Below are 25869 nucleotides of genomic sequence, written 5' to 3' on the forward strand. Positions count from 1 at the left end.
CGGGATCTGCGGAATGGACTCCCGCCTTCGCGGGAGTGACAAATAGCAAAAAACACGCGCCGCCGGGCCTCTGACCGGGCGGCATTCAAAGTGAAGAGAGCAACACCATGACGGAAATGTCCCGCACCCTGCCGGACTGGATCGGCTGGGTCAGAGAGGAAAACCTGGGGCTGAATCTGCCGCCCGACCGGCTGGCCTTTTTGCTGGCGGCGCATATCTTTGGTCGGGGCGGTGAGCAGCCGCAGCTGTCCGAGGCCGAGCTGCACCACGCCTTTGGTTATGTCAGCAAGGGTTTTGAGCAGGCCGACGACACTCAGGTCAGCCGGGCCAACAACGCCATTAACGATCTGGTGCGCCAGCGCCTGCTGAGCCGCTTTCAGGGCGACGGCGGTGAGGGGGAAAGCCTTTATCGCCTGACCCGGCTGGGGCTGGCCATTGTGGAGTTCTTTGCCGCCCAGCGGGAAGTGAGCCAAATCAAGCTGTCGCTGTTGCTGGAGCACATCGGCCAGGAGCTGGACAAGGTCGCCGAGGCCATTGCCGCCAACCCCGACGAGCAGGGTTGGGCCCAGAACGTGGAAGGCCGGCTCAAATATTCCGTGGCCGAGCAGCTGGCGCGCATCGACGATACCCAGCGCACCATGGATGAGCAGCAAAACGCGGTCAAGGCCAACATCGCCGCCCTGCTCAACAAGAACTGGCACGAGGCCATTCATGCCTGTGAACAGCTGCTGCGGGAAACCGGTGTGACCCTGCGCGAACTGCAAGACACCCTCGACCAGGCCGGTCACGGCCTGCAACAAAGCCTGCTCAATATTGAAGAGCAGTTGCAGCAAAGCCCGCGCGGCGCCGAGGTGGCGATATTGTGCCAGCAGCTGCAGGCCCGGCTCGACGCCATTATTCACTGGGGCAGCCAGTGTATTGAGCTCTGGTCCCGTTACGACCGCCACGTGCACCGCTTTATTCGCACCGCCATCGACATGGACAAAAACCGCGCCTTCAGCCAGCGGCTGCGCGAGTCCATTCGCCACTTTGAACACCACAACTGGCGGCTGCGGGTGAGCCAGACCCTGCCGCTGCTGGAGCTGCGCGATGAAACCATGGCCGCCTACGCCGAGGAAGTGACCGGCGAGCTGCCGGTGGAGCTGGAATATCAGGACATGACCGACGTGGCCGCCGAGCTCTCTGGGCGCATTCGGCAGCACCTTGAAGTGTTTTCCACCGCCGGCAAGCCGCTGGATCTGGCCGGAGTGCTGCGCGATTACCTGAACGATTACCCTCATTACCAGCACTTTGACATTGCGCGCCTGCTGATTGACGAAGCGGTCAAGCTCGGCCATGCCGACGGCGAACTTGCGGGCGCGCCCATGCCCGACTGGCAACCCATTAATGCCCACGGGGCCAAGGTACAAGCACATGTTATCGACCAATACTGAACAGGCCCTGGACTCAAGACTGGTTCAGGCCATTGCCAACCCGCTGTTTCCCGCCCTCGACAACCAGCTGCGCGCGGGCCGGCACATTACCGCCGACGAGCTGGAGCAGCATTCGCTGCTGCAGGAATACTACGCCGAGCTGGACGCTTTTTATCAGCGCTACCAGGCCGAACTGGTGCGCGCCCCCGAGGGCTTTTATTACCTGCGACCGCGCTCCACCAGTGAGCTGGGCACCTCCATTCTCTCCGAGCTGGAAATGCTGGTGGGCAAGGTGCTGTGCTACCTCTACCTGAGCCCGGACCGGCTGATCAACGAAGGGGTGTTCTCCGTTGACGATCTGCAGGAAGAGATTCTGACCCTGTCCAACGAGCAGGCGCTGTTGCGCATGGTGAACCAGCGCGCCGGCGGCAGTGATCTCGACAAGCGCAAGCTGGCCGACAAGCTCAAAAGCGCCATTCGCCGGCTCAAGCGCATTGGCATGGTGAGCAGTGTGGGCAGCCAGGACAAATTCCGTATTACCGAAGCGGTGTTCCGCTTTGCCGCCGACGTGCGCAGCGACGAAGACCCCCGCGAGCTGCAGCTGCGCATGATCAGGGAAGGCGAAGCCGTGGCCGGCACCCATGCCGATATGACCGCCAATGAACACCAGGACGAGCAGGAGAACGAGCAGTGAGTGTGACCCGAGGCAAGTTTCAATCCCTGACCATGGTCAACTGGAACGGCTTTTTCGCCCGCACCTTTGATCTGGACCAGCTGGTAACCACGCTGTCCGGTGGCAATGGCGCCGGCAAGTCGACCACCATGGCGGCCTTTATTGCCGCGCTTATTCCCGATCTCAGCCTGCTGCACTTTCGCAACACCACCGAAGCGGGCAGCCAGTCGGGCAGCCGCGACAAGGGCCTGTATGGCAAGCTGCAACGGGGCCACTGCTACTCGCTGATTGAGGTGACCACCTCACAACAGGAGCGGGTATGGTTTGGCGTGCACCTGGAGCAGGTGGCCAACCGCGACAACAAGGTCAATATGGTGCCCTTTGCCCTGCAGGGAGTGGCCGAGGGCGCGGCGCCCACCGAGCTGCTGCTGCAACGCCTGCAAGACGGCCGCGGTCAGGTGCGCTCGCTCAACGAGCTGAAGGCCGCCGCCGTGAATGCCGGCCTGCGCTTTGCCCGTTTCAATACGGTGAGCGAGTATCACAACTTTTTGTTCGACATGGGCGTGACCCCGCGCAAGCTGAAAGATCAGCGCGACCGGGTGAAGTTCTACCGCCTGATTGAAGCCTCGCTCTACGGTGGTATTTCCAGCACCATCAGCCGCAGCCTGAAAGACTATCTGCTGCCGGAGAACGCCGGCATTCGCAAGGCTTTTACCGACATGGAGGCGGCGATCTTTGAAAACCGCCGGACACTTGAGTCGATTCGCGAAACCCAGCGCCAGCGGGATCTGTTCCGCCAGCTGATCACCGAAACCACCCATTACGCCGCCGCCGACTATGTGCGCAACAGCGCCGAAAAGCAGCGGCTGTCGGATCTCGCCCTGTCGGCCCGCAAGGCCCTGGCGGAAGAGCGCCGCATTCTGGCCGAAGAAAAGGCCCGGCTGATTTATCTGGCCGATGAATACGAGCATCTGCAGGCCAAGGAGCGCATGCTGACCGACGAGCTGGATATTGCGTCTGAGCATCTGGCCAAGGTGCTGAGCGGGGTCAAGCTTAATGAGAAAATTCAGGCCTATCAGCTGGAGCTGGACGAGCTGGAAGAAAAGCTCGCCATTCAGGAAGAAATGCTGGCCGAGCTGCAGGACGAACATCAGCAGGCCCAGGACGCCCGCACCGAGGCCGACGCCGAGGTAGACAGCCTGAAGAGCCAGCTGGCGGATTATCAGCAGGCGCTGGACACGCAACAAACCCGGGCTATTCAGTATCGCCAGGCTCGCCAGGCGCTGGAAGACGTGCGCGCCCGCTGCGAGCTGCCCGGGCTTGAGCCCGAGCAGGCGAAAGAACAAGAGCTGCGTCATCAGCAACGCGAGCAGGAACTGACCCAAACCGTGCTGGAGCAACGCCAGCAGCTGAGTCTGGCCGAAGCCGCCCGGGCTCAGTATGACCAGGCGCTGGCGCTGCTGGAAGCCGTGGCCGGCCCGGTGGATCGGGCCGCCGCCTACGGCAAGGCCACCCAGCTGATAGAGCAGGGCCGGGAACACCAGAGCCTGCTCGGCCGGGAAGAGGGCATTCGCCGCAGCCTGAAAGACGCCGAGCAGGCCGAGGCCCGGCTGCACAAGGTGCGCGAGTTGCAAGGGGAGCTTGCCCGCCACAACCGCCGCGTGCACAGCGAAGACGAGCTTGAGCTGCAACTGGCCGAAGTGGAAGAGCAAAAGGCCGAGGCCGAAGAACAGCTGGCCGAATGTGCCGAGGCCCAGCGCCAGCTGCAGTCCGCCGAAGGCCAGCTGGCGCCGCGCATTAAAGCATTGAAGGCTCAGGCCCCGGCCTGGCACAAGGCCCAGCAGGCGCTGGAGCGGTTGCGGGAGCTGGCGAACAAGCCGCTCACCGACAGCAGTGAAATCACCACCGCCATGCAGCAGGCCCTGCGCGATGAGCATCAGGCCGAGCAGACCAAGCAGCAGGCGCTGGCCGCCAAACAGCGCCTGGAGCAGCACATTCGTGTGCTGAGCGGCGGCAGCGATGCCTCTCCCGAGCTGGTGTCTTTGTGCGAGCACCTGGGCGGCACTTTGCTGTGCGAGGTGTATGACGACATTGCGGTGGAAGACGCCCCTTACTATGAGGCACTGTACGGCCCGGCTCGCAACGCCATTGTGGTGGCGGATCCGGAAGCCGCGCTGGAAAAACTGCAGGCGCTGGAAAGCTGCCCAACCGACGTGTATCTCATTCAGGGCAACCCCGACGCCTTTGATGAAGACCTGCTGCAGGCCACCGAGCTAGAAGGGGCCGTGTATGTGCAAAACGGCGAGCGCCAGCTGCGCTATTCCCGTTTTCCTGCCGTGCCGCTGTTTGGCCGCGCCGCCCGGGAGGCCCAGGTGGAAAAGCTGCGCGACGAGCTTGAAGCTGAGAGCGCCCGTTATGCCGAGGCCGCTTTTGCCCAGCAAAAACACAGCCGGCTCTATCATCAGCTGAGCGACTTTGTCAGTGACGGCTTGCAACAGGCCTTTGCCCCCAGCCCGGAAGAATTGCTGGCGGAGCTGGCCGAGCAACAAAGTGAGCTGGAGCAGGAGCGGGCGGTGCTTGCCGAGCAGCGCAGTCAGTGGGCCAGCAAGGTGGACAGCCTGCGCGAGCAGCAGGGTTTGTTGCACAAGCTGCTGCCGCTGGCGTCTTTGCTGGCCGACGACGGCGTGGCCGAACGGCTGCAAAGCGCCAAGGCCGATGCCGACAAACTCACCGAGGCCCGCAACTTTATGGCCGCCCACGGCCAGCGCCTGGGCCGGCTGGCCGAGCAGGTGCAGGTGCTGCGCCAGGATCCCGCCGGTTTTGACGCCCTGAAGGCCGCCACCGAGCAGGCCGAAAGCGATCTGGCCGAAGCTCGGGCCCGCACCTATGCGCTTAACCAGCTGGTGGCACGGCTGCCGCACCTGGCCTATGCCGATGCCGAGCAGCTGCTGAGCCAGAGCTCCGCCATGAACGACAGCCTCAAGGCCAAGCTGGCCCAGGCGGAAGAAGCCCGCCGCAAGGCCGGCCTGCGTGCCGAGCAGCTTTCCGGCCGAGTAAGCGACGCCCTGCAGGCGCGCACCGCCCTGGTAACCGGCCGCGATGCCCGCAACCGCACCCTGGGCGAGTTCCGCGAGGAGCTGGCGGCCCTGGGCATTGCGCTTGCCGACGACATGGAGCAAAAGGCCCGGGACGCCAAGCGCGAGGTGGAAAACGAGCTGGTGCAGACCCGCAACAAGCGCAGCCAGACCGAGGCCCAGCGCCAGGTGACCAAGCGCGAAATCGACTCCCTCAGTCAGCGTCTGTCCAAAGACGGTCAGGGCTATTTTGCCGCCCGCAAGGCGCTGGTGGCCCACAAGGCCAACTGGTCGAAGGTGGAGCGGCTGGCACGGGAGCACGATGTGGAGCGCCGGCTCAAGCGGCCGGAGCTGGCTTATCTCGATGCCGACGAGCTGCGCTCCATGTCCGACAAGGCGCTGGGTACCCTGCGGGTGGCGGTGGAGCACGACGAAGAGCTGCGTGATGCCCTGCGCCTTTCCGAGGGCAACCGCAACACCCTGCAAAAGGTGCAGTTCTACATTCTGGTGTTCCGTCACCTCAAGGCGCGCATTCGCCACGACATTATTCGCGCCGACGATCCGGTGGAAGCGCTGGAAGAAATGGAAGTGGAGCTGGCGCGCCTGGCCGACGAGCTCACCCTGCGCGAAGGCCAGCTGTCGCTGTCTTCCGTGGAAGTAGCCGCCAAGATCAACACCATTATTCGTCGGGAGCAGACCCGCATTCGCCAGCTCAACCAGGGCCTGCAGAACATTCGCTTTGGTCTGGTGGCGGGCGTGCGCCTGAACGTGAACATTCGCGACACCTACCAGCGCCTGCTGGATGCGTTAAGCGACCCGGAAGGCCGCCATCAGGACTTGTTCAGCAGCAAGGAGCTCAGTTTCTCCGAGGCCATGGGCAAGCTGTATCAGCGCCTGAACCCCGAGCTGGAGCGGGGCGATCGCAGCCCGCAGGTGCTGGGCCAGGCCCTGCTCGACTACCGCAACTACCTGGAGCTGGACATTGAAGTGCAGCGCGGTGCCGACGGCTGGCTGCGGGCCGAAAGCGGCGCCCTCTCTACCGGTGAGGCTATTGGCACCGGCCAGGCCATTCTGCTGATGGTGCTGCAAAGCTGGGAAGAAGAAGCCCGCCACCTGCGCGGCCGCGATGTGCTGCCTTGCCGGTTGCTGTTCCTCGACGAGGCCGCGCGCCTCGACGCCCGCTCCATTGCCACTTTGTTCGAGCTGTGCGAGCGCCAGGACATGCAGCTGCTGATTGCCGCCCCGGAAAACATCAGCCCGGAAAAAGGCACTACCTACAAGCTGATCCGCAAGGTGCACGGCAACCAGGAGCATGTGCATGTAGTGGGCCTGCGCGGCTTTGCGGGGGAGGCGGCGTAACACCGCCTTCGTTATTCAGCGCGTTTTCTTTCTGTCGTCCGCGCGTCTTCTTGTTGTCATCCCCGCGAAGGAACGTCATCCTCGCGAAGGCGGGGACGGGGATCCAGAGCAAACGACACCAAGCCAACCAAAACGCCCGCAATTGCGGGCGTTTTCATATCTTCGTCATTCACCCCGTCTTTCTGTCATCAACCGCGTCTCACTTTCGTCACCCCGAACCTTCCTTTGTCACCCCCGAACTTTCCTTTTGTCATCCCCGAACTTTCCTTTGTCATCCCCGCGAAGGCGGGGATCCAGAACAGACGGCTCCAAACCGACCTCATTCTGCACACAAGTGTGCAACAGGGCGCCTTTTATCCAAAAAGCCACGCAAAAACGCCATCCTGCAAAAGTTCCATTTGAATTCTTTCTTTCGGCAGGCACAATAACCGCTTCCATTCCAGCCAACGTCCAGTGGCCCGGTCGCCCGCAAGACCAGGGCGGTAGCGTGGCAGCAGAAAACACTGATGTTTTGCACAGTGTATTGCCGGGCTTGAGGGATTCATGCGCACTATCCACCCGCCTATGCGCGTGTACAGCAAAGCGGGCGTAAAAAACGCCTGTTATCTGAGTGGCTTATGGCAGGGGAGCGTAGATAGTGCGCAAGCGGCCGTTGATAACGAGCATGCGTGTTTTTGCTCATCGCCAAGATGCTGCGTGTTAGATTAATTTCAATTTTATCAATAAGTTAAGAGTGAAAGGTGAGTGGGCGTGTTGGAAGAAATATGCGCATGCTCATTATTATAATGTTAGATGCAAGGAGTACTAAATGACCCTAAGTAGGGATTCGATTGAATGGGCAATTAACTTTGTATCTGATCACTCTGATGGCGATCTGTTTCCGAAAATAGTTGAAATCGGTGCGATAAAAAGCAAAGCGGAAGAATTCATTGGAGCTGTTGAGAATAAAAATCTTACTGACTTCCCGCCAAAGTCTTGCCGACGATTTATTGTACCTAAAGATGAAATATCTTATAGACAAGCCACACAATTACATCCACAGGACTCACTACTTCTTTCAGCATTAATTCACCAGTATGGACAGGGAATTGAAAGCCGCAGACTTAACAATGATAAGGTTTTTAGTTATCGATTTAAGCCTACAGTCGATGATGGTCTATATGGTAATAAGAATGCATGGAATGACTTTTGGAAAAAGGCTGATATCCTTTCCCGCTCTTCCAATGTGGTGTTGTATCTAGATATTGCCGATTTTTACAATCAAATCTATCACCATACTGTCGAGAATCAATTAATAGAGTCTGGATTTCCGAATCAAGCGATTAAATGGGTGATATCCCTATTGGAGTCCACTACGGCTGGCGTATCTAGAGGCGTACCAATAGGACCACACCCAATACATCTGATTGCAGAAGCAACGCTCATACCTGTAGATAATAGTTTGGATACGAGTGGGTTTAATTTTATCCGATATGCAGACGACATTCTTATTTTTTGCAGTTCTGAAAAAGAAGCCAAATCAACTCTGGCTACAGTAGCCGCTGTATTGGACCGTCAGCAGCGGCTAATGCTGCAACGGCATAAAACTAAAATATATTCTCCGGGTGAATTTAGAGAGCTCTGCCGCGACATGATCGAAGATCGTCCTATTGATAGAGATGAGGCGCGATTGCTAGGGATTATAAGAAAATACACGGGAGGAAACCCTTATCAAGGAATATCATATAATTCCATTTCTCCAGACGATTGGTCTCAGTTTTCTCAGGAAATAGTGGGCAAGATTATTCGAGAATACTTGAGTAAAGATGACGTCGATTACATACGACTTAGGTGGTTCTATCGGAGGCTTGCTCAAGTTGGTCATCCTGGGGCCATAGATGTATCACTCGAAAATTTGGACTCCTTAGGGCCTTGTTTTGCGAATATCTGTTTCTACATATCCTCAATACAAAGTATTGAGCCGGAACGATGGAAAGATATAGGTGGTAAGTTGTTGCTTCTGTTAGAGGCCGAAGAAGTTAAAAATAATGAATTTTTTAGGCTTTCAATACTAAGCCTGTTTTCAAGAAATGAATTTATCAATCATTTTTCTCATCTGGCAAAGGTTTTCGGTATGTCAGACTCCTTTGCTAGAAGAGAAATTATGCTTTCAGCCTACCAAAATAAAGCTTTTGATTGGCTTCGTGAACATAAGGAATCTTTTGGCAACATGGATCCTTGGCAAAAAATGGCATTTATATACTGTGCCTCTGCTTTACCAAAAGACGAGAAAAAATATTTTATTAATAGGCATGCCTACCATGGTCCATTTGAAGATATTTTGTCAAAGTGGGCAAAAAGCATCTAACAAAGCGCTGCTGTCGGACAAATTTTCCGCTGCGCTCCAAATTTGCCGCAGAGCGCGGCGTTATACGTATTAGTTCAGAGGAAGTGTTATGCAGTTATTTTTCCATGATGTTGGCTTAAAAGGAGCTAATGCAGATTTTCCCAAAACTGTCTTTGGTGAAGTCGCTGTTTCCGACATCGTCGAACATTGTCCACCTCATCTACAAGCAGAAATAGAAGATAAGCTTCTAGCTGAGTTTCCCGATGGCTGGTGTAACGTCTGGGGAGTTCCTGATGGCGCCAAGAGTGTTATTCGTCAACTTAAAGTTGACGATGTCATGCTTTTAATTAAGACCACTGGTGGTGATGGTGAAATGCCTGCTCTTTGTCATGTAAAAGGCTTTTGGAAAGAGCAGCTTTTAGACCTTTCAAACTTTTTGTGGGGAAGTAGTCATTTCCCCTACGTGTTCTTTTTCAAAACTCAGCGTATCGAACTGACTTGGACCCAGTTCAAGAAAGATGTTCAATATATGCCTAACTTTCGACCGTCAGGAAATGTTTATCGTGTGAAAAGCGATCGACTTGAACACTTTGGTGGTTCAGGAGGCTATGTCAGTCATCTTTTACAAAAATCATATGTAATCGATGATTTAGGTGACTATGAAATTCGAGAGAACTCACCAGAGCTGGAGTATGCTGAGGGCGAACGGCAGGTACGTGAAGCTTCGTATTTCAAGCGTAATTCTAAGTTAGTAAAAGACGCAAAAGCCGAGTTTGGTTTTATATGCCAGGTTTGTGATTTTGATTTCGAGTCAGTGTATGGAAAAGAATTAGGCGCTGGTTTTATCGAGTGCCATCATAAGAACCCTCTACACGAAAAAGATGAGAACTACATCAGTACATTAAATGACGTTTGTGTGGTTTGTTCAAATTGTCACCGTATGCTTCATCGCACTAAGCCAGCAATGAAACCTGAAATTCTAAAAGCAAAGCTGCTCAAAAAATACGTATAATATAATGTTAGGCATAAGGAAAATTGATGCAAGTCTGGAGATTGGTAGCGCACCATGAAGAATCTCAAAAAGCTCTATCAAAAATGATTGATATTGGGCGAATTGCGATCGGTTGGTCAAATATAGGCGACATAAGAGACTTGGCGCCTAAAAATAGTAGTGAAATTGCAGCTAAGTTGAAAAGTATTCAGCCTGATGTTGAAAATGCCAATATGGCAGGGCCAAGTCTTTGGAATCTTTTTTCAGAAGTAGAGATTGGCGATCAAGTCATAGTTACCGCAAATAAAAAACGAGAATGCGTTTTTACTATAACTGGGCCGTATCTATTTGATCCGAATAATTCTATTCTCGGTTATTCACACCAAAGGCAAGCCGCGCTCACAAACATTGATCCCGACAAGTTATGGCAAGCGTCTGAAGGAAAGGTAGCTGAAGGAGAAAGTGTCAGATGGACATTAGTTAAGTGCCAAGGCACAAAAAAATCTTCTGATATTGTCTACTTTGAAGGGAAAAGATATTCCGTTACATCTACAGCAATTGAGCGTGACAGATCTGCCCGAGATAAATGTATCAATCACTTCGGCTGTAGGTGTGAAGTATGTAAAATTAATTTCGAAGATGTGTACGGAAATATTGGGCGTAACTATATCCATGTGCATCATCGAGTTGATTTAGCACATAGTAATGGTGAACATATTATAAATCCTGAGACTGATTTAGTTCCTCTTTGCCCTAATTGCCATGCAATGATTCATACAGAGAAGCCTGCTATGTCAGTAGAGAAACTAAAGTCAATCTACGCAGCTAATTATGCCTAACAAGTTGCTTAAACGGAAAAATAACAGTTGGCCATCGCTTCGCGATTATAGCCAATTATTATTTTTCGCTTAGCAAAGCGTTATGCATTTTCTTGGAGTTTAGATGAAAGAAAAAGTAGTAGATTTGGCTGTAGGTAACGGTGAACTGATATTTGATTCTCTACTTGAAAATGGTTTGCTTAAGGATATTCCGTTGCTGGGGAATGCCGTAAAAGTATTGCAACTCAAAGGAGATGTAACGAACTACTTGTTTGCCAAGAAATTAGAGGCTTTCCTTGTCAAGTTGAAAAGCAGCCATATCGTTGAAATCGATGTTGGAATCGAAAATAGAAAGCAGCTTCAAAAGATTAGTAGTGATCTAGTATTCATCCTAGAAAGAGTTAGCAATGTAGATAAGTCGAAATGGATAGCGCAGGCAGTTATTGGTCTTGTTGAAAGGCGTTACTGTCTAGATACTTTCGAGCGTCTGGTATATACAATCGAGCGTTTTAGTCCCACTCTGAAAAGCACCTTAGATGTTTGGTATTTGCCAAGAGATTACAGCAATGGAAAAGGGTATGCTTTTGCTTTTGATGGTGACCATCCCGAAGAACTGGCTAATCTTGGCTTACTAAGACGTAAGTACGAAGCTAAGGTGACAAACGATGGTAAAATCCCAGTTACTTTCGAGGCATGCAATCTTGGCCAGCAGTTGTGGTATGTGATTGAAAATGCATAACAAAGCGTTTAAGACAGATTCCCAACGCTTGGCGTTTTTCATTCCATCGTTGGGTTTCGTGTTTACGGTGGTCTGGTTAAGTTTTGTGGTAGAGTTGCTCACTACTTAACGCGGCGTTATGCATAATCCGAATTTAAAGTTGAAACTGATTGGAGAGTGAATCTTGACATACAACGCGCAAGTTCATCGGATTCTCATTGCTAGTCCTGGTGATGTTGAAAAAGAAAGGAACCAAATTAGTAATACCATTAATGACTGGAACTGTATTCATTCAGAGTCCCATGGAAAAGTCCTTTTGCCTGTAAGATGGGAAACTCATGCAAAACCGGGGGCTGGTAGAGCGCAAGAGCTAATTAATGAGCAGCTCGTTAAAAAATGCGACATCCTAATCGGAGTGTTCTGGACGCGACTTGGCTCCCCTACAGGTGAATATGCCAGTGGAACTGTAGAAGAAATTGAAGAGTTCTTGTCTGCTGGGAAAACAGTTATGCTGTATTTTTCAAATAAAGACATGCCCTCCAATACAGATATCGACCAGCTGGTTCTTCTTAGAGAATTTAAGAAGAAAATGCAGGGAAGATGTTTGTTCTTCGAATACAATGACTTGATCGAACTAAAGGATTTGGTTAATAGGCATATTTCTCTTGAAATAAGTGGTGAAAAATCTGAGCAAGTAGATCACGTTGTCTCGCAGCCGGTAAAAAACAAAACCGTAGTCAGCGAAGAAATATACTTCGAAGACTATGAAAAAAACGGACAGGTGAAGTCTTTTTTAGTAAAAGGAAGCACCCAGCGTATAAAGGAAGAGTTAAGGCAACTAGGTGGTAAGTGGAACCGATCTTTAGAAGGATGGATCTTTCCCAAAAAGAACGAAGATGAAATTCGGCAATCTCTTCGAGAGTTCCTGTAGCCTCAAATGCATAACAAAGCGTTCAACTTCAGCCCTGCGGGCTCGGATCTCCAAACTGCTACGCAGTTTTCCGGCCCGTTAACGCGGCGTTAGGCAGCAAACACAGGAGATCGCATGCTTTCCAATACAGTAATAAAGAGTGTGGCAGTCTGGTTTCTTGTTGCTATAGCTGGAGGCCTGCTTGCCGGGTGGGGTTATGCTGTAAAGACGTCTTGGCAAAATGAATCTCGTCTTAGCAGCATGTCAGATGATCTAAAGGGCATCAAAAGAGCGTTGATCCGCATCTCATTAAAAACCAGCCCAAACGACCCATCTATTGCTGAGGATTTGCTGTCTGGCACTCCTCTGCAGAAAGGCATTGAATATTTCACAGTTGGAAAATTTCCTGCCGCATACGCCACGTGGAAAAATGCTGCTGCAACAGGAGATGGTGACTCAGCATTCGCAATTGCAACTGCGACTGCCGAACTTCAGGAAAAGCTCAAAGATCCAAAGCTTGCGCCATCAGAGCGCAGTTTAGTGCAAGCGGCGCTTCGCTCCGCGCCAGAAGTAATTGAACTAAACGGGAAATTCATTATTAAGCCTAGTAACTAGGTATTTGCAGCCGAACAAATGGTTCAAGTCGTTTGTTTAGCTCACTCGGGGCCGGCTAAAGCCGGCCCCTTAACCAAACGTTAGGCGGAACTATGTACACAGATCGCATACAAATCCTGAAATCCAAACTCGATGAGCTGCTGAGCGCAAATCCTGTTCCGTATTTGAATCTCACTGAAAGCCAGCTTCCAAAAAAAGGGGGGGTATATCTAATATCGGCACAGGTAGCTGGTAAAAACAGACCCTACTACGTTGGCCGGGCCTCTACGCTTGCACGTCGGCTATATACAAACCACCTAATGGGAAATGCCTCTACCGCTAGGCTTAAAAAATACATGGTTGAATCAGGTGAGGCTGCAAGCATGGAGGCTGCCAAGGAGTTCCTTAGACAAAACTGCTCCATCCAATGGGTCTTCGAAGACGAGTACCGCAACAGGGGGGCACTTGAAGGGTTTTTCACAAGTGTTCTATTTCCTAAGTATGGAATCGCTCCCGAGGGTAAAAGTGCCTAACAAGGCGGTCAAGGTCGCTCCCACTGGTCGCTGGACGCGCCTCAAGCGGCGCGCCCCTTACTTTTAACGTTATGTTTTTTCGCTCGGAGTTAGCATGTTAGATGCCAATAATTTTGATAGGCTACAAGCTTTAATTAGCTTGAAATCTCGATGCCTATATTGGGCTGAGTTCTGTAAATACACATCTAAAAGCACTTTCTTTTCTGACTTCAACGATGAAATTAATATGCCATTAATTTACATATTGAATGATGAGTTCACTAATATAAGTGGTAGAGATGAAATAGGTTTATTAATACGTAAATGCACTGATAACAACAAATACTTTGATTATTTAGAAATAAATAATTCTAACTACGATCATGAGCTAGTCCACAAAGATTTACAGGATATTTATGTCTGGCAAACAGACAATCAAAATCACATGGCTATAACTCGTTTTATTGTTAGTGCATTTTCTGTTTTCGAATTTTGGGTATGCAAATCGTATGACATAATAAAAAGTAGCTATAAAAGCAAAAATTCCAAAATGAAAAAATTGGAATCACAACTTGAAAAATACATTGAATCTTATAATGCTAACGATAGTGAAGCGTTAGAGAAGATAAAAAATGAAATTTTTACTAAAACAAATTCATATGTATCGTCAAGAGAAAAAATTGACTTCGTCTTATCTAAGATAGAGTTTGTTAATTTAAAGGATGAAAAAAAACGAGATAAGGCAAAAGAGCTAGTGGCGTTTTTGTTTAACTTCAGAAATACAATACACAATGTCATGGTTAACAAGTCTGGAAAAGATTTTCAAATTGAAGCTAATGGAGCAACGGTTGAGCTATTGAATGGTCGTTCTCCTAACTACGAAAATTATGCTAAATTTATCCATTCAATGCATTTTCTTGTTGATCTGTATAGCGATTTATTTATGCATTTAAGTGAAAATATCCCTAATTTTCATGAGTTCACTAATGAGTTTTAGCGAAAGGTAGTTGTTAGATAGCAAACATAACAAGCTGCTGAATTAAGATTCTGTAGTTTCCCCGTTTTAGTGGACACCTCAGTCAAACGAAGACGAGGTGAGAAATGCCAGCGTACAAGAACCAGAAGAAGACTCGGCAATACACGAATGAATTCAAGGTCAGAGCTGTTAGGCTGACGCACCTAAGCGGAGCAAGTGTGAAGGGAGTGGCGGAGTCTCTGGACATTCATCCCTTCATGTTGTCACGATGGCGTAAAGAGTATCGAGAAGGAAAGATCGTGGCTGACAAACGCAGGAAAGCTGAGAGTAAGCCGAAGGTCCTGAGCGAAAACGAACGGATCCGAAAGCTGGAAAAGCGGGTCGCTGAGCTGAAGGAGGAAAATGACCTGCTAAAAAAGTGGCAACGGTTTCTCGCGGAGGAACGCAAGCGCGGTTCCGGTTCGTAGCTCAGCACCGTGCTCACTATGGTGTACGTTGTTTGTGTCGCTTTCTGAAGGTGTCTGCCAGTGGCTTTTATGCTTGGCTGCAATGTAAAACGAGCCAGCGTGACCAGGCCAATGCGGAGCTGATAGAGCAAATAAAACGGGTTTTCACTGCCAGCAGAGAAACTTATGGAAGCCCGAGGGTGCATCAAGCCCTGAAGCGAGAAGGCATCCATGTTGGCAGAAAGCGTGTTGCACGACTGATGCGGGAAGCCGGGTTGAAAGCGCGCGTCGCCCGAGTTTATCGCAAGGTGGCTGGTCTGCACCATTTTTATCAAAAATCGGTAAACCTACGTAAAGACCTGCCAAAGCCGACTGCTCCCAATCAACATTGGGCAGCCGATCTGACCTACATCCGAGTCGGTTCTCGCTGGCTGTACCTTGCCGCTGTCATCGACCTGTATTCTCGACGTGTCGTGGGATGGTCACTGGGTAAGCGTAAAACGGTATCTCTTACGCAAGCATCTCTGCAGATGGCGCTGAGAAACCGCCGGCCGGAGCCAGGACTGATCTTCCATACGGATCGTGGAGTTGAGTATCGTGCTCATGAGTTACAGCGGTTGCTAAAACGACACGGGATCAGAGCCAGTACAAATCGGCCCGGTATGTGTACTGACAACGCGGAGATGGAATCGTTTTTCCATACCCTGAAGGGTGAGTTAATCAAAGAAAACCGCTTTTATGGTGAGATGCACCTGCGAGATAAACTGGCCGGATACATCCAGCATTTTTATAATCGATTTCGACTGCACTCAAGTCTAAATTATATGAGCCCAGTCGAGTATGAAGCCCTGGTGGTGTAGTTGAAGAGCGTGTCCGATTTATCGGGGGAAGATCATTCGCCAAAGCAGTCATGCCAATTGCGGAGCAATTCGCCCGCCTGCCTTTGGCTCACTTATTAGCAGAGCGTTAAGCACTTTTAGAGAATATTGGGATGAGAAAGACAGATAAGAAGATAGACAATGCCATCAGGGTTGCATTGACCGAGGCGTGTGAGGTGGCGCAAGATGAATCTGAGGGATTCATGTGGTTAACACATTTCGTGAACTATAACTCTTTCCCCGGGTCGCTCTCCGTGGTTTGTGTTTACGACACAAATGCACATTTAGCCAAGGCAAACCTGGACGGCATGCGATCTCTCATCAAAAAGAAACTCGCATCAATCAACATAGATATCAAAGATATACGACGACATGTTAGCTTTGATACCGAAGAAAAATGCAAGATTGAAAATGATGGAAAATGGCAAGAGCGCCTACAGGCTTAAACCGTAGCCAAGGCGCTTTGGTGACTCTGCATCACTATGCTGTGCCATCAAGCCTGATAGTGGCTCAGAAACAGCGCCGCGGTGCGCTCGGCCAGTTCATGGCGTTCACGGGCATCAAGCAGGGGCGCCACCTGCAGCAGCTGGGGCCAGAAACAGTTGCCCTTGATCAGGTTTTGAAGCTGCTGGCCGGCAATGTTGCGGTCCAGCTCGCGCAGTCGCCCGTCTGCCGATGCGGCCTTTAACCAGCGGGCAATGCCGGTTTCGTTGGCCGACAGCTTTTCTACCTGCTGGCGTATTGCCTCCGGCTGATGAAAGAAATGCTCAAACGCCACGCGGTTCAGCTCGATATATTCACGGCTGCAAATGGCCCCAATTTCCGACTCGAGCAGCTTGCTGAGCTGGGGCTGCAGCTCGGCTGCGGCGTCATATTCTTCCCCCGCACACAGCGTGGCCTGCTGCCAAAGCTCGGTCATCAGCGCCATGATCAGCGCTTCTTTGCTGGCGAAGTGGTTATACACGGTGCGCTTGGAGACTTCCGCCAGTGCCGCCAGCTCGTCCATGCTGGTGTTGTGCACGCCTTTCTCCTGAAACGCTCGCTGGGCCGCCTGCAGAATGGCCCGGCGCTTGAGTTCGCTTCGTGTTGGCTTTTTCTCGTTCATTTCACACTCGGTTGTTCAGGGTGGTTCATCACCGAAGTCACGATTTTACACTAGTGAGTTTACTTTTTCTCACTCACTTAATAAACTACACCGTGTAGTTTACTTTTGTGTTTGAATATGAAGTCACGCTGGTTGATCATGGCAGGGGGAGTCGTTATGGCCGTTAGTCTGTTAAAGGGCTGCTCAACGGAGCAACAGAAGTTCTACAACGCGGGCATGAGCCGCAGTGCCGAAAACAGCAGCCTGTGGGAGGTGGCCAAAATGTACTGGCGCACCGAGCGGGTGGCGCCCCGGCCAACGGCCACCTTGCCGCTGCGCAATATTCCCGCCGCGGAGCTGGCCGAGCCGTCGCCCGAGGCCAGGGTATACCGGCTGGGGCATTCCAGCGTGCTTATTCAGCTGGACGGGCAAACCATATTGACCGATCCGGTGTTCAGCGAGCGCGCCTCGCCGGTGCAGTGGATGGGCCCCAAACGTTTTCATCCGCTGCCCCTTGAGCTCTCGGCCTTGCCGCCCATTGCGGCCGTGGTGATCAGCCATGACCATTACGACCATCTGGACAAGGCCAGCATTCTTGCCCTGAATGACAAGGTCGCGCACTTTCTGGTGCCGCTGAGAGTGGGCAACCACCTGCGCCGCTGGGGCGTTGATGATGACAAAATCATAGAGCTGGACTGGTGGCAGTCTCATTCCCTGGGGAGCATTACCTTTACCGCCACCCCGGCGCAGCATTTTTCCGGCCGAGGCCTGAGAGACAAGGATCACACCCTGTGGGCCGGCTGGGCCATTGCGGGGCAAGCAGCCAATCTCTTTTTCAGCGGTGACAGCGGCTATTTCGACGGCTTTCGCGACATTGGCGAGCGCCTTGGTCCGTTCGATCTCACCCTGATCGAAACCGGCGCCTACAACCAACTCTGGAGCAGCATTCACATGCTGCCCGAGCAAAGTGTGCAGGCGCATATCGACTTGCGTGGCGAGGTGATGCTGCCCATTCACAACAGCACTTTTGATCTGGCGTTGCACGACTGGTTTGAGCCGCTGGAGCGGGCCACGGCGGCCGGGTGGGACCGCAATGTGCGCGTGGTCACGCCGATGATCGGCGCCGCGGTCAGGGTGCACAATCCGCAGGTGACCGGGTTTTGGTGGCAGACCGACGTGGCAACCGAACTGGCCAATGAGGGTGAGGCGCGCGCCGAGGTTCGTTAATATGCCGGCGCCACATAAGAAGGACGGGCTGATGATCGAAACGGAACGACTGCTGCTTACACCGGTAACGGCGGACGACGTGGACATTTACACCACCTTGTTCACCTGCGCTGAAATGCGTGGCCAGGCTTTATGACACAGACCACCTGATCACCATATCGACCCGCTCTTGCAGATAACCACTGCGGGGAACTGCTCGTCACCTCATCAGTAAACTTGGGAACAAATCGGTTAAGCTAAGGCTTCGAGTGAGACACGGAAGGAATCCATCATGAAAATCAAACCGTTGAGCGCCCTGTTGGCCCTGGTTTTTCTGGCGTCGGGCGGTGCCAAGCTGGCCGGTCTTGAGTTTGAAGTGGCGGCGTTCGCGCGTTGGGGCTATCCGTCCTGGTTTATGTATTTCACCGGCGTGGTTGAGGTGGCCGGCGGCATTGGCCTGCTGATTGGCCGTGTTGCCGCGCTGGCCGCGGCCAGCATGGTGCTGGTGATGATCGGTGCCGTTACCACCCATGTGATCCATGCAGAGTGGGGCACCCTGGTGGTGGCCACGGTGATTCTGGTGCTGGCCATCCTGCGGGCCTGGTTGGGTCGCAACGACCTCTTTGCCCTGTTGCAGCGCAGATAACTTCTTTTCAGCCACGAGGTACGCTTCATGCACAAGGCATTGCTGTTACTCTCCTGCGGCCTGTTCGCCGGCTGCACCAATGTCGCCAGCGATCGGGTGCAATATCTGCACCCCAATCAGGCGGAGGGTTATCACTCCGCCAGGGTGTTTGAGCTGGCAAGGGAACATCTGGCCGGCAACGGCTATCACTGCGAGCTCAACGGTGCGCATTTTGCCTCCTGCGCCAAGATCACGCGGGATTCCAGCCTGCACAGCACGCGGGTCATCATCAGACTGGAGCGGGAGCATGACGAGGGCAATAGCGTTCTGTTGCTGGCGTCACGCTGGGATGAAGGCTTAATTCCCAGCGAATTTATTTCCAACCGCTTTGAAAGCGAAGATCTGGCAAGGCTGTGTCAGCACCTTGCCAGCAGGCACATCGCCACCTGCAAGGAAACGCCTTCATAAACGGCCGGGACCTGATTGATTTTTTGCTCGAAAAAACGGCATTTTTGGGGTGATTGTTCGCGTTCTTTGTGCCTTCGCCTCAAGCCCCGATTAATCCACTCGAAAAGTCGGGGAATTGCCGTTAACATATTCGCCAAATTATTTTGAAGAAGAAGCAAGTCATGTCTTTACCTCCTTGCCCCCAGTGCAACTCCGAATACGTATACCAGGATCAGCAGCAGCTTATTTGCCCCGAGTGTGGTCATGAGTGGAATCCGGCAGAGGTGGCCGCCGAAGATGCGCCCCTCACCGCCAAGGATGCCAACGGCACGTTGCTGCAGGAAGGCGACAAAATCACCGTGGCCAAGGATCTCAAGGTAAAGGGCAGCTCCATGGTGATTAAAATTGGCACCAAGGCGGTGATCCGCCGCATTGTCGACGGCAAGGATCACGAGCTGGACTGCAAGGTAGACGGCGCCGGCGAGATGATGGTGACCGCCGCCTTTGTGAAAAAGGCCTAAGCCCTGCCGGGCTGCCTGAAAAGGTGGCCCGTTTTTCTATGAAAAAGATCCTTGTCAGCGCCTGTTTAATGGGCGCACCGGTGCGCTACAACGGCAAAAGCCTGGGGTTGCAGCCCGATGATCTGGCCTGGCTGCAACGGCATTTCGCCATTAAAACCCTGTGCCCTGAGGTGGCGGGCGGCTTGCCCACACCCAGGGCGCCCGCCGAAATTGCCGGCGGCGAGGGGGCCGATGTGCTCTTGGGCTCCGCCCGCATCGTGGACAACACCGGTGCCGATCAAACCAACGCCTTTGTGCGTGGCGCCGAGCAAACCCTGGCGTTTTGTCGCCAGCACGACATTGGCCATGCCATTCTGGCGGAAGCCAGCCCTTCCTGTGGCAGCAACATCATTTATAACGGCCACTTCAGCGGTGAGAAAGTCGCCGGGCAGGGCGTGACCGCCGCCTTGCTGCGCCGCCATGGCATTGTGGTGGTCAGCCAGCACAACATCGCCGTGCTCAAGGCCGGGCGCTAACGCCATCAATACTCCGGCTGGTTATCGGGTTACTGCTCCCGCGATGAGCGGCGCCTGGGACTGAGCTTTTCCATATGGGTGCGCAGTTGCAGGGCCAGTTGCTCCACGGCCTCGTTGGTTCGCCGCGGGCTGCGGTGCAGGGCCAGCTCTACCATGGGCAGCGCCGGCAAGCCTTCTTCCACCCCAAGCTGGCGCATGCCCGGCTCCAGCATGGACGGGGTCAGGGCGGTAATGGCCAATCCCGACTTCACCGCGGCCGACAGCCCCGACAGGGTGGTGCTGGTATAGGCGATGCGCCAGTCAATGGCGGCGGCATCCAGGCTGGCCAGGGTGTGTTCGCGAAAAATGCACACGCCGCGCTGGGTCACCGCCAGGGGCAGGGGTGAGCGGCGGCGCGTGTTGTGACCGGCACCACCCACCCACACCATGGGCTCCCGGCGCAGCACCTCGCCGCCGGGGCTGCGGGGTTGGCGCGTGGTAATGGCCAGATCCAGGGCATCAGTTTTTATTTGCTGGATCAAGTCCACACTCAGGCCGCAATGCACTTCCAGCTCCACGTCGGGAAAGCGGCTTTCAAACTCGCTCAGCGCCTCGGGCAGGTAACCCAGGTAGTCTTCCGGCACCCCCAGGCGCACCACGCCGGCCAGGCGTTGTTGCAGTATGTCCTGCCAGGCCAGGGAGTTCTGGCGCAGCATTTGTCGGGCATGCACCAGCAAGCGTTCGCCCACAACGGTGGGCACGGTGAGTTGATGCTGGCGCTGCAGCAGGGGGCGTTCAAGCACGCTTTCCAGGCGTTTGATGTGGGCACTGACGGTTGATTGCGCCAAATGCAGATGGCTGGCGGCGGCGGTAAAGCCGCCCTTGTCGGCCACGGTAACAAAGGTGTTCAACAATACCAGGTCGAGGGGGCGATAGGTTGCGGGCATGGCTATTACGTTTCGTGATGGATGTATCAGGACTCTTCGTTTCCTTGATGGATGTGGTTTGGTCAGAATGCCCGTTTTAACACAAGTCAGGGGTTTTCCACTTCTCCCGCCTTCGAACAACTGAACGCATTCAGCCGACAGGTACATCATGAACGACACCTATTATCAACCACAAGCGAGCCGCACATCCGATGCTGCTGCCGAGAGCATTCCATCGCCCGACGGGCATTCCAATCTTATCAACACCGATTATACCATTGGCCAGGACAACATTACTTCCGGCTTCTGGGGATTAAAGGTCGACCTGCACAGCCAGGTGTTTGCCTGGTCGTCGCTGGTAATCCTGGCCTTTGTCACCATTACCCTGGCACTGCCCGATGTGATGGGGCCATTTTTCGGCGGCATTCGCAGTTACCTCACCAGCAACCTGAGCTGGGCCTTTATGCTCTCCACCAATGTATTTGTGGTGCTGGCCATTGCCTTGATCTTCTCGCCCCTTGGCAGAGTGCGGCTGGGCGGCACCAAGGCCACGCCCGATTTCAGCTATCCCGGTTGGTTTGCCATGCTGTTTGCCGCCGGCATGGGGGTGGGGCTGATGTTTTACTGCGTGTCCGAGCCGCTGACCTACTTCAACGATCTACGCTCCGGCACTACGGGCCCGCTGGGTCAGCAGTTGAGCACAGATGAAGACGCCAAAGCCCTGGGCATGGCCGCCACCATCTTTCACTGGGGCATGCACCCCTGGGCCACCTACGCCATTATCGCCCTGGCCCTGGCGCTGTTTTCCTTCAACAAGGGCTTGCCGCTGACCATGCGCTCGGTGTTTTACCCGGTATTGGGTGAACGGGTATGGGGCTGGCCGGGCCATGTGGTTGACGTGCTGGCGGTGTTTGCCACCCTGTTCGGTTTGGCCACGTCCCTGGGGCTGGGCGCCTCTCAGGCCTCGGCCGGGTTGAATGCCCTCTTTGGTGTGCCCAACACCAGCACTACTATGGTGTTGCTGGTTCTGGGTATTACCGCAGTGACCCTGGTGTCGGTGATTGCCGGGGTTGAGAAAGGGGTGCGCCGGGTGTCTCAGGTCAACATGATGCTGGCCATTGTGCTGATGCTGTTTGTGCTGGTCATGGGGCCAACACTGCTGATTGTGACCGGTGCCGCCGACAACCTGATGAACTACCTTCAGGAATTGCCGGTGCTGGCCAACCCCTTTGGCCGTGAAGATGACGCCTTTATTCATGGCTGGACCGCCTTTTACTGGGCCTGGTGGATCAGCTGGTCACCCTTTGTGGGCATGTTTATTGCGCGGGTCTCTCGTGGACGCACCGTGCGCGAGTTTCTGATTGCGGTGCTGCTGGTGCCGACCCTGGTGTCGGTGATCTGGATGAGCACCTTTGGTGAAACTGCGCTCTGGCAGCTGTCTCAGGGCTACGAAGGCGCCAACAATGCGGCACTGGAGCTGCAGCTGTTTGCCATGCTCAAGGAGCTGCCCCTGGCCTCGATTACGTCACTGGTGGGCATCGTGCTGGTGATGGTGTTCTTTATTACCTCATCGGACTCCGGCTCTCTGGTGATCGACTCCATCACCTCGGGCGGCAAGGTGTCATCGCCGCGCACCCAGCGCATTTTCTGGGTGATGGTGGAGGCAGCCATTGCCATCGCATTGTTGCTGGGCGGTGGCCTCACGGCCCTGCAGGCGGCGGTACTGATCACTGGTGTGCCCTTTATGCTGGTGGTGCTCACCTCCGGTTACTCCGTGGTGCAGGGCCTGCGCAGCGAGCCTCGCGTGTAGCACCGGCCAGGGCGATTGCCGCGCCGTTTGGCGAGCCCATGCACGATTAACATCCTCCGCCCGTGGCGGGGGATTTTTTTATGCTGCAAACCGAGGGAAACACGCCCTGTTTCTGTCGTCAGTCTCAATGACGGCAATACCTTCTTGGCCATGTTTGTTTAAGTATTGTACTTGCCCGCTTCAGGCGAATCCTTTAGCATGCCGAACCTGACTTAATGGTCAACAATTGTTCTACAGTTTAGGTCTCACCCTGCCGTTAACAATAGGGTCTAAGGAATTCTCGCCTGGAGCCGGCATGCACAAGTTCAAGTTAACCACCATTCTTATCGCCTTTGTGGCGCTGTCGCTGGCGTTGCTGACGCTGGTGTCCACCCTGATCAACGTCAATCGTTTCTCTGGCCTTTATTATGGCCAGACCGAAACCGAATACCTGCCCAACAGCGTGGGCCGGGTGGCGGAGCAGGTGCGCGCCGAGTTGCTGCCGGCCATGCTGCTGTCCGACAGCCTGGCGGACAACGGCCTGGTGCATGACTGGATGCGGGAAGGCGAGAATGCCTCGCCCATGCACGGCCGTGTGCTGCAGTATTTCAACGAGCAGCGGGCGCAAACCGGCGCGTCCACCCTGTTCTGGGTGTCGGGCGAGAGCAACACCTATTACACCGACGCCGGCGTGTTCAAACACATTTCTCCCTCGGATCCGCTGGACCGCTGGTATTACGACTTTATCAACGGCGATGCGCAGCGGGTGTTGAACCTGGACCCGGATGAGCGCACCGGCAAGCTCACCCTGTTTGTGAACTCGGTGGTGGAAATAGACGGCCGGCGAGTGGGCGCCGCCGGCATGGGCCAGGACGTGTCGGCCATTGTGGAGCTGGTGGCCAACTACAGCCTGGGTGACAACGGCTATCTGTTTCTGGTGGATGGCAATGGCGTGATCAATGCTCACCCCGATTCCAGCCTGGTGGGCAAGGCAGTGGGTGGGCTGAACGGCTTTTCGCCAGTGAATACGCTGCTGGCCGGTAACCACAGCGGTTTTGAATTCAATCAGGCCGACTTTGCCGGCGAGCAGGTGTATCTGGCGGCGCAGGAAGTGCGTGACACCGGCCTGCGGCTGGTGGCGGTGCTGCCGGCGGCGGAGATCAGCGGCGCCATCAACGCGGCCATTTCATCTTCTGTGGTGGTCAGTGTGCTGCTGGCGCTGGCCTTTATCGTTATCACCGTTCTCTTCGCCCGTGCTTTGGGTCGGGCCATTCGCCGAGTGGGAGACGATCTGCTGGCCATGTCCGGCGACGGCGGCGATCTCACCAAACGCCTCGACGACAGCCACAACAACGAGCTGGGCCACCTGGCCCGGGGCTTTAACGCCATTATCGGTAAGATTCGCGCACTGGTGGCGGAAATTCAGCACACCGAAACCGCCATGAAAACCGGCATTGAGCAACTGGCCCAGCTGGCGGACGACACCTTCAAGGCCACCGAGGTGCAACGCGGCCAGACCGAGCAGGTGGCCACCGCCATTACCGAAATGGGTCAGACCGTCACCGAGGTGTCGGGCATTGCCCAACGAACTGCCAGCGACACCGAGGCGGCGGTGGGTGAGGCCAACCACACCAACCAGAATATGGCCCTTACCACCGAAACCATGGCCCAGCTCAATCGAGTGATGAGCGACATTGAAAACACCATCAACGACTTTGCCGGCCAGGCCGATGCCATCAACTCGGTGGTGGAAGTGATCAACGCCATTTCCGAGCAGACCAACCTGCTGGCGCTGAACGCCGCCATTGAGGCGGCCCGGGCCGGCGAGCAGGGCCGGGGCTTTGCGGTGGTCGCCGACGAGGTACGCAACCTGGCCAAGCGTACTCAGGCCTCGACCCAGGAGATCAGCGAGCAGATTGCCCGGCTGCAGCAAACCGCCCGGCAGTCTACCGCCGCCATTCGGGAAGGTACCGACAACAGCCGGCGGGTGGCCGAAAGCACCGAACAATCGGCCCAGGCCCTGGCCAGCATTCAGCAGCGGTTTGAGGCCATCAGCTCGGGCAGCCATCAGGTGGCGGCGGCCACCGAGGAGCAGGGGGCGGTGGCGGATCACATCAACCAGTCGGCCCATGTGATCTCTGACAGTGCCGCCGGCATTCACAGCAATGCCGAGCAGCAGCTGGCCGCCATCAGCCAGCTGCAACAGCGTGCCGAGCATTTGCGCAGCCTGGTGGGGCAATTCAGGGTGTAATGGTTAAAACTGTTGTTCCATTTACTATTGGTTCCTGGTGTCGACATGGAGTGTCCGATTCACGATAATTCGCTGTTTTAATTCTGAGGTTTGTTGTTGCAGTTATGACTCAATCAGTATCTGTGATCGTTGGGGGGTTACTTCGCTTTCTGTCGGTATCCTTGGGGTTGTTAATGGTACCGGGCGTCGTTTTTGTCGATATCGCATGGCTGAACAACGGACTGTCAGAGTGGGGCGTCACCGAGGGATTGCAAAGCTTACTGATTTTGCTGTCGGCCCTGATTGGTTTTCAGGGCGCGTTATCACGGCCAGAACAACGCAGTTTCCTTATTCTGGTGGCTGGTTTTTTCCTGTGCATGTTTTTTCGGGAGCAGGATCGGCTGCTGGACCTCGTGTTTGATGGCCTCTGGCAGTTGCTGGTTTTTGCCACGGCCACTATCAGCATCGTAATGTCGCTGCGTGACAGGCGCACCCTGATTTCGGCCATGGCTGCGGCCTGTCAATCAGTGGCATTTAGCCATGTGCTCTTCGGGATAGCCCTGTTGTTGTGCTTCAGCCGCGTTTTCGGCACCGGGGCATTGTGGGAAGAGGTGCTGGTCGGCGTCGATGCCGATGTGCTGCACCAGACCAAAACCGTAGTGCAGGAAGGGCTTGAACTTTGCGGTTACTATTTTATTTTTTACGGTAGCCTGATGTTCTGGCTGCAGCATCGTCGGCCCTCAATGGCCACTAAGGCATCGAAAACCCGTGTTGATATGAGGGGGTACTCGGCACAACACGAGCTCAATGCCGGATAATGGCAGTGCTTACCGGCAGTTGCATCAGGCTGCCGGCAGGCG

The 25869-nt window shown here is 54.2% G+C and carries 23 protein-coding genes; 21 read left to right on the forward strand and 2 right to left on the reverse strand.

The annotated features are described in order from the left end of the window. The first annotated feature begins 107 nt into the window (after window positions 1-107). From mukF to OJHNALOF_RS15355, 13 genes are all read left to right on the forward strand, one after another. Complete coding sequence (gene mukF / locus OJHNALOF_RS15295; protein WP_165662539.1) at window positions 108-1433, forward strand: chromosome partition protein MukF; 1326 nt, start codon at window positions 108-110, stop codon at window positions 1431-1433. Next, entirely contained in the window at window positions 1414-2106 is a 693-nt protein-coding gene (gene mukE / locus OJHNALOF_RS15300; RefSeq protein WP_165662540.1) for a chromosome partition protein MukE, read from the forward strand. Before mukF ends, mukE begins: the two co-directional genes overlap by 20 nt. Next, a complete protein-coding gene (gene mukB / locus OJHNALOF_RS15305; protein WP_165662541.1) occupies window positions 2103-6518 on the forward strand; it encodes a chromosome partition protein MukB in 4416 nt (1471 codons plus the stop codon). The genes mukE and mukB overlap by 4 nt, the downstream gene beginning before the upstream one ends. Window positions 6519-7326: 808 nt before the next feature. Further along, on the forward strand, window positions 7327-8865 hold the full coding sequence (locus tag OJHNALOF_RS15310) for an RNA-directed DNA polymerase (RefSeq protein ID WP_165662542.1): 1539 nt from the start codon (window positions 7327-7329) through the stop codon (window positions 8863-8865). An 88-nt stretch (window positions 8866-8953) separates the two neighbouring features. Further along, on the forward strand, window positions 8954-9856 hold the full coding sequence (locus OJHNALOF_RS15315; RefSeq protein WP_165662543.1) for an HNH endonuclease: 903 nt from the start codon (window positions 8954-8956) through the stop codon (window positions 9854-9856). A gap of 26 nt (window positions 9857-9882) precedes the next feature. Further along, the gene (locus OJHNALOF_RS15320; protein WP_165662544.1) at window positions 9883-10674 is read left to right on the forward strand and encodes an HNH endonuclease; all 792 of its coding nucleotides are present in this window, start codon (window positions 9883-9885) and stop codon (window positions 10672-10674) included. A gap of 103 nt (window positions 10675-10777) precedes the next feature. Continuing rightward, window positions 10778-11392 carry a hypothetical protein gene (locus tag OJHNALOF_RS15325; protein WP_165662545.1) on the forward strand — a complete coding sequence of 205 codons (615 nt, stop codon included), beginning with the start codon at window positions 10778-10780 and terminating at the stop codon, window positions 11390-11392. 163 nt (window positions 11393-11555) lie between these two features. After that, window positions 11556-12302: a DUF4062 domain-containing protein gene (locus OJHNALOF_RS15330; RefSeq protein WP_165662546.1), complete on the forward strand. Its 747-nt coding sequence runs from the start codon at window positions 11556-11558 to the stop codon at window positions 12300-12302. Window positions 12303-12416: 114 nt separating this feature from the next. After that, on the forward strand, window positions 12417-12896 hold the full coding sequence (locus tag OJHNALOF_RS15335; RefSeq protein ID WP_165662547.1) for a hypothetical protein: 480 nt from the start codon (window positions 12417-12419) through the stop codon (window positions 12894-12896). A 92-nt stretch (window positions 12897-12988) separates the two neighbouring features. Next, window positions 12989-13408 carry a GIY-YIG nuclease family protein gene (locus OJHNALOF_RS15340; RefSeq protein ID WP_165662548.1) on the forward strand — a complete coding sequence of 140 codons (420 nt, stop codon included), beginning with the start codon at window positions 12989-12991 and terminating at the stop codon, window positions 13406-13408. A gap of 94 nt (window positions 13409-13502) precedes the next feature. After that, the gene (locus tag OJHNALOF_RS15345; RefSeq protein ID WP_165662549.1) at window positions 13503-14384 is read left to right on the forward strand and encodes a hypothetical protein; all 882 of its coding nucleotides are present in this window, start codon (window positions 13503-13505) and stop codon (window positions 14382-14384) included. A gap of 104 nt (window positions 14385-14488) precedes the next feature. Continuing rightward, a protein-coding gene (locus tag OJHNALOF_RS15350; protein WP_370462334.1) for an IS3 family transposase occupies window positions 14489-15669 on the forward strand; the annotation gives its coding sequence in 2 pieces (ribosomal slippage) (window positions 14489-14782 and window positions 14785-15669; 1179 coding nt in all). A gap of 131 nt (window positions 15670-15800) precedes the next feature. After that, window positions 15801-16133, forward strand: coding sequence for a hypothetical protein (locus tag OJHNALOF_RS15355; RefSeq protein WP_165662551.1), 333 nt, complete (start codon window positions 15801-15803; stop codon window positions 16131-16133). Between the two features lie 47 nt (window positions 16134-16180). On the opposite strand, the gene OJHNALOF_RS15360 is transcribed toward OJHNALOF_RS15355, so the two are convergent. Further along, window positions 16181-16792, reverse strand: coding sequence for a TetR/AcrR family transcriptional regulator (locus tag OJHNALOF_RS15360; RefSeq protein ID WP_165662552.1), 612 nt, complete (start codon window positions 16790-16792; stop codon window positions 16181-16183). A 156-nt stretch (window positions 16793-16948) separates the two neighbouring features. Here OJHNALOF_RS15360 and OJHNALOF_RS15365 point away from each other — a divergent pair, with 156 nt between their 5' ends. The 5 genes from OJHNALOF_RS15365 to OJHNALOF_RS15390 all read left to right on the forward strand — a co-directional run bounded on the left by OJHNALOF_RS15365 (window position 16949) and on the right by OJHNALOF_RS15390 (window position 20085). Continuing rightward, window positions 16949-17998: an MBL fold metallo-hydrolase gene (locus OJHNALOF_RS15365; protein ID WP_206063725.1), complete on the forward strand. Its 1050-nt coding sequence runs from the start codon at window positions 16949-16951 to the stop codon at window positions 17996-17998. 271 nt (window positions 17999-18269) lie between these two features. Continuing rightward, window positions 18270-18623 carry a DoxX family protein gene (locus tag OJHNALOF_RS15375; RefSeq protein ID WP_165662554.1) on the forward strand — a complete coding sequence of 118 codons (354 nt, stop codon included), beginning with the start codon at window positions 18270-18272 and terminating at the stop codon, window positions 18621-18623. A 27-nt stretch (window positions 18624-18650) separates the two neighbouring features. Continuing rightward, window positions 18651-19070, forward strand: a complete 420-nt coding sequence (locus OJHNALOF_RS15380) for a hypothetical protein (protein ID WP_165662555.1) — start codon at window positions 18651-18653, stop codon at window positions 19068-19070. Window positions 19071-19231: 161 nt separating this feature from the next. Continuing rightward, on the forward strand, window positions 19232-19570 hold the full coding sequence (locus OJHNALOF_RS15385) for a zinc ribbon domain-containing protein YjdM (protein WP_094199243.1): 339 nt from the start codon (window positions 19232-19234) through the stop codon (window positions 19568-19570). 38 nt (window positions 19571-19608) lie between these two features. Continuing rightward, window positions 19609-20085 carry a DUF523 domain-containing protein gene (locus OJHNALOF_RS15390; protein WP_165662556.1) on the forward strand — a complete coding sequence of 159 codons (477 nt, stop codon included), beginning with the start codon at window positions 19609-19611 and terminating at the stop codon, window positions 20083-20085. Between the two features lie 29 nt (window positions 20086-20114). Here the strand turns inward: OJHNALOF_RS15390 and OJHNALOF_RS15395 are convergent, their stop codons facing one another. Then, window positions 20115-21011, reverse strand: coding sequence for a LysR substrate-binding domain-containing protein (locus OJHNALOF_RS15395; protein WP_094199245.1), 897 nt, complete (start codon window positions 21009-21011; stop codon window positions 20115-20117). A 148-nt stretch (window positions 21012-21159) separates the two neighbouring features. Here OJHNALOF_RS15395 and OJHNALOF_RS15400 point away from each other — a divergent pair, with 148 nt between their 5' ends. From OJHNALOF_RS15400 to OJHNALOF_RS15410, 3 genes are all read left to right on the forward strand, one after another. Next, the gene (locus tag OJHNALOF_RS15400) at window positions 21160-22800 is read left to right on the forward strand and encodes a BCCT family transporter (RefSeq protein ID WP_165662557.1); all 1641 of its coding nucleotides are present in this window, start codon (window positions 21160-21162) and stop codon (window positions 22798-22800) included. A gap of 295 nt (window positions 22801-23095) precedes the next feature. Then, on the forward strand, window positions 23096-25030 hold the full coding sequence (locus tag OJHNALOF_RS15405) for a methyl-accepting chemotaxis protein (protein ID WP_165662558.1): 1935 nt from the start codon (window positions 23096-23098) through the stop codon (window positions 25028-25030). 104 nt (window positions 25031-25134) lie between these two features. Continuing rightward, window positions 25135-25827, forward strand: coding sequence for a hypothetical protein (locus OJHNALOF_RS15410; protein WP_165662559.1), 693 nt, complete (start codon window positions 25135-25137; stop codon window positions 25825-25827). The last annotated feature ends 42 nt before the right edge of the window (window positions 25828-25869 follow it).

This window comes from Oceanimonas sp. MB9, from assembly GCF_011319775.1.
In the GTDB taxonomy this organism is placed as follows: domain Bacteria; phylum Pseudomonadota; class Gammaproteobacteria; order Enterobacterales; family Aeromonadaceae; genus Oceanimonas; species Oceanimonas doudoroffii.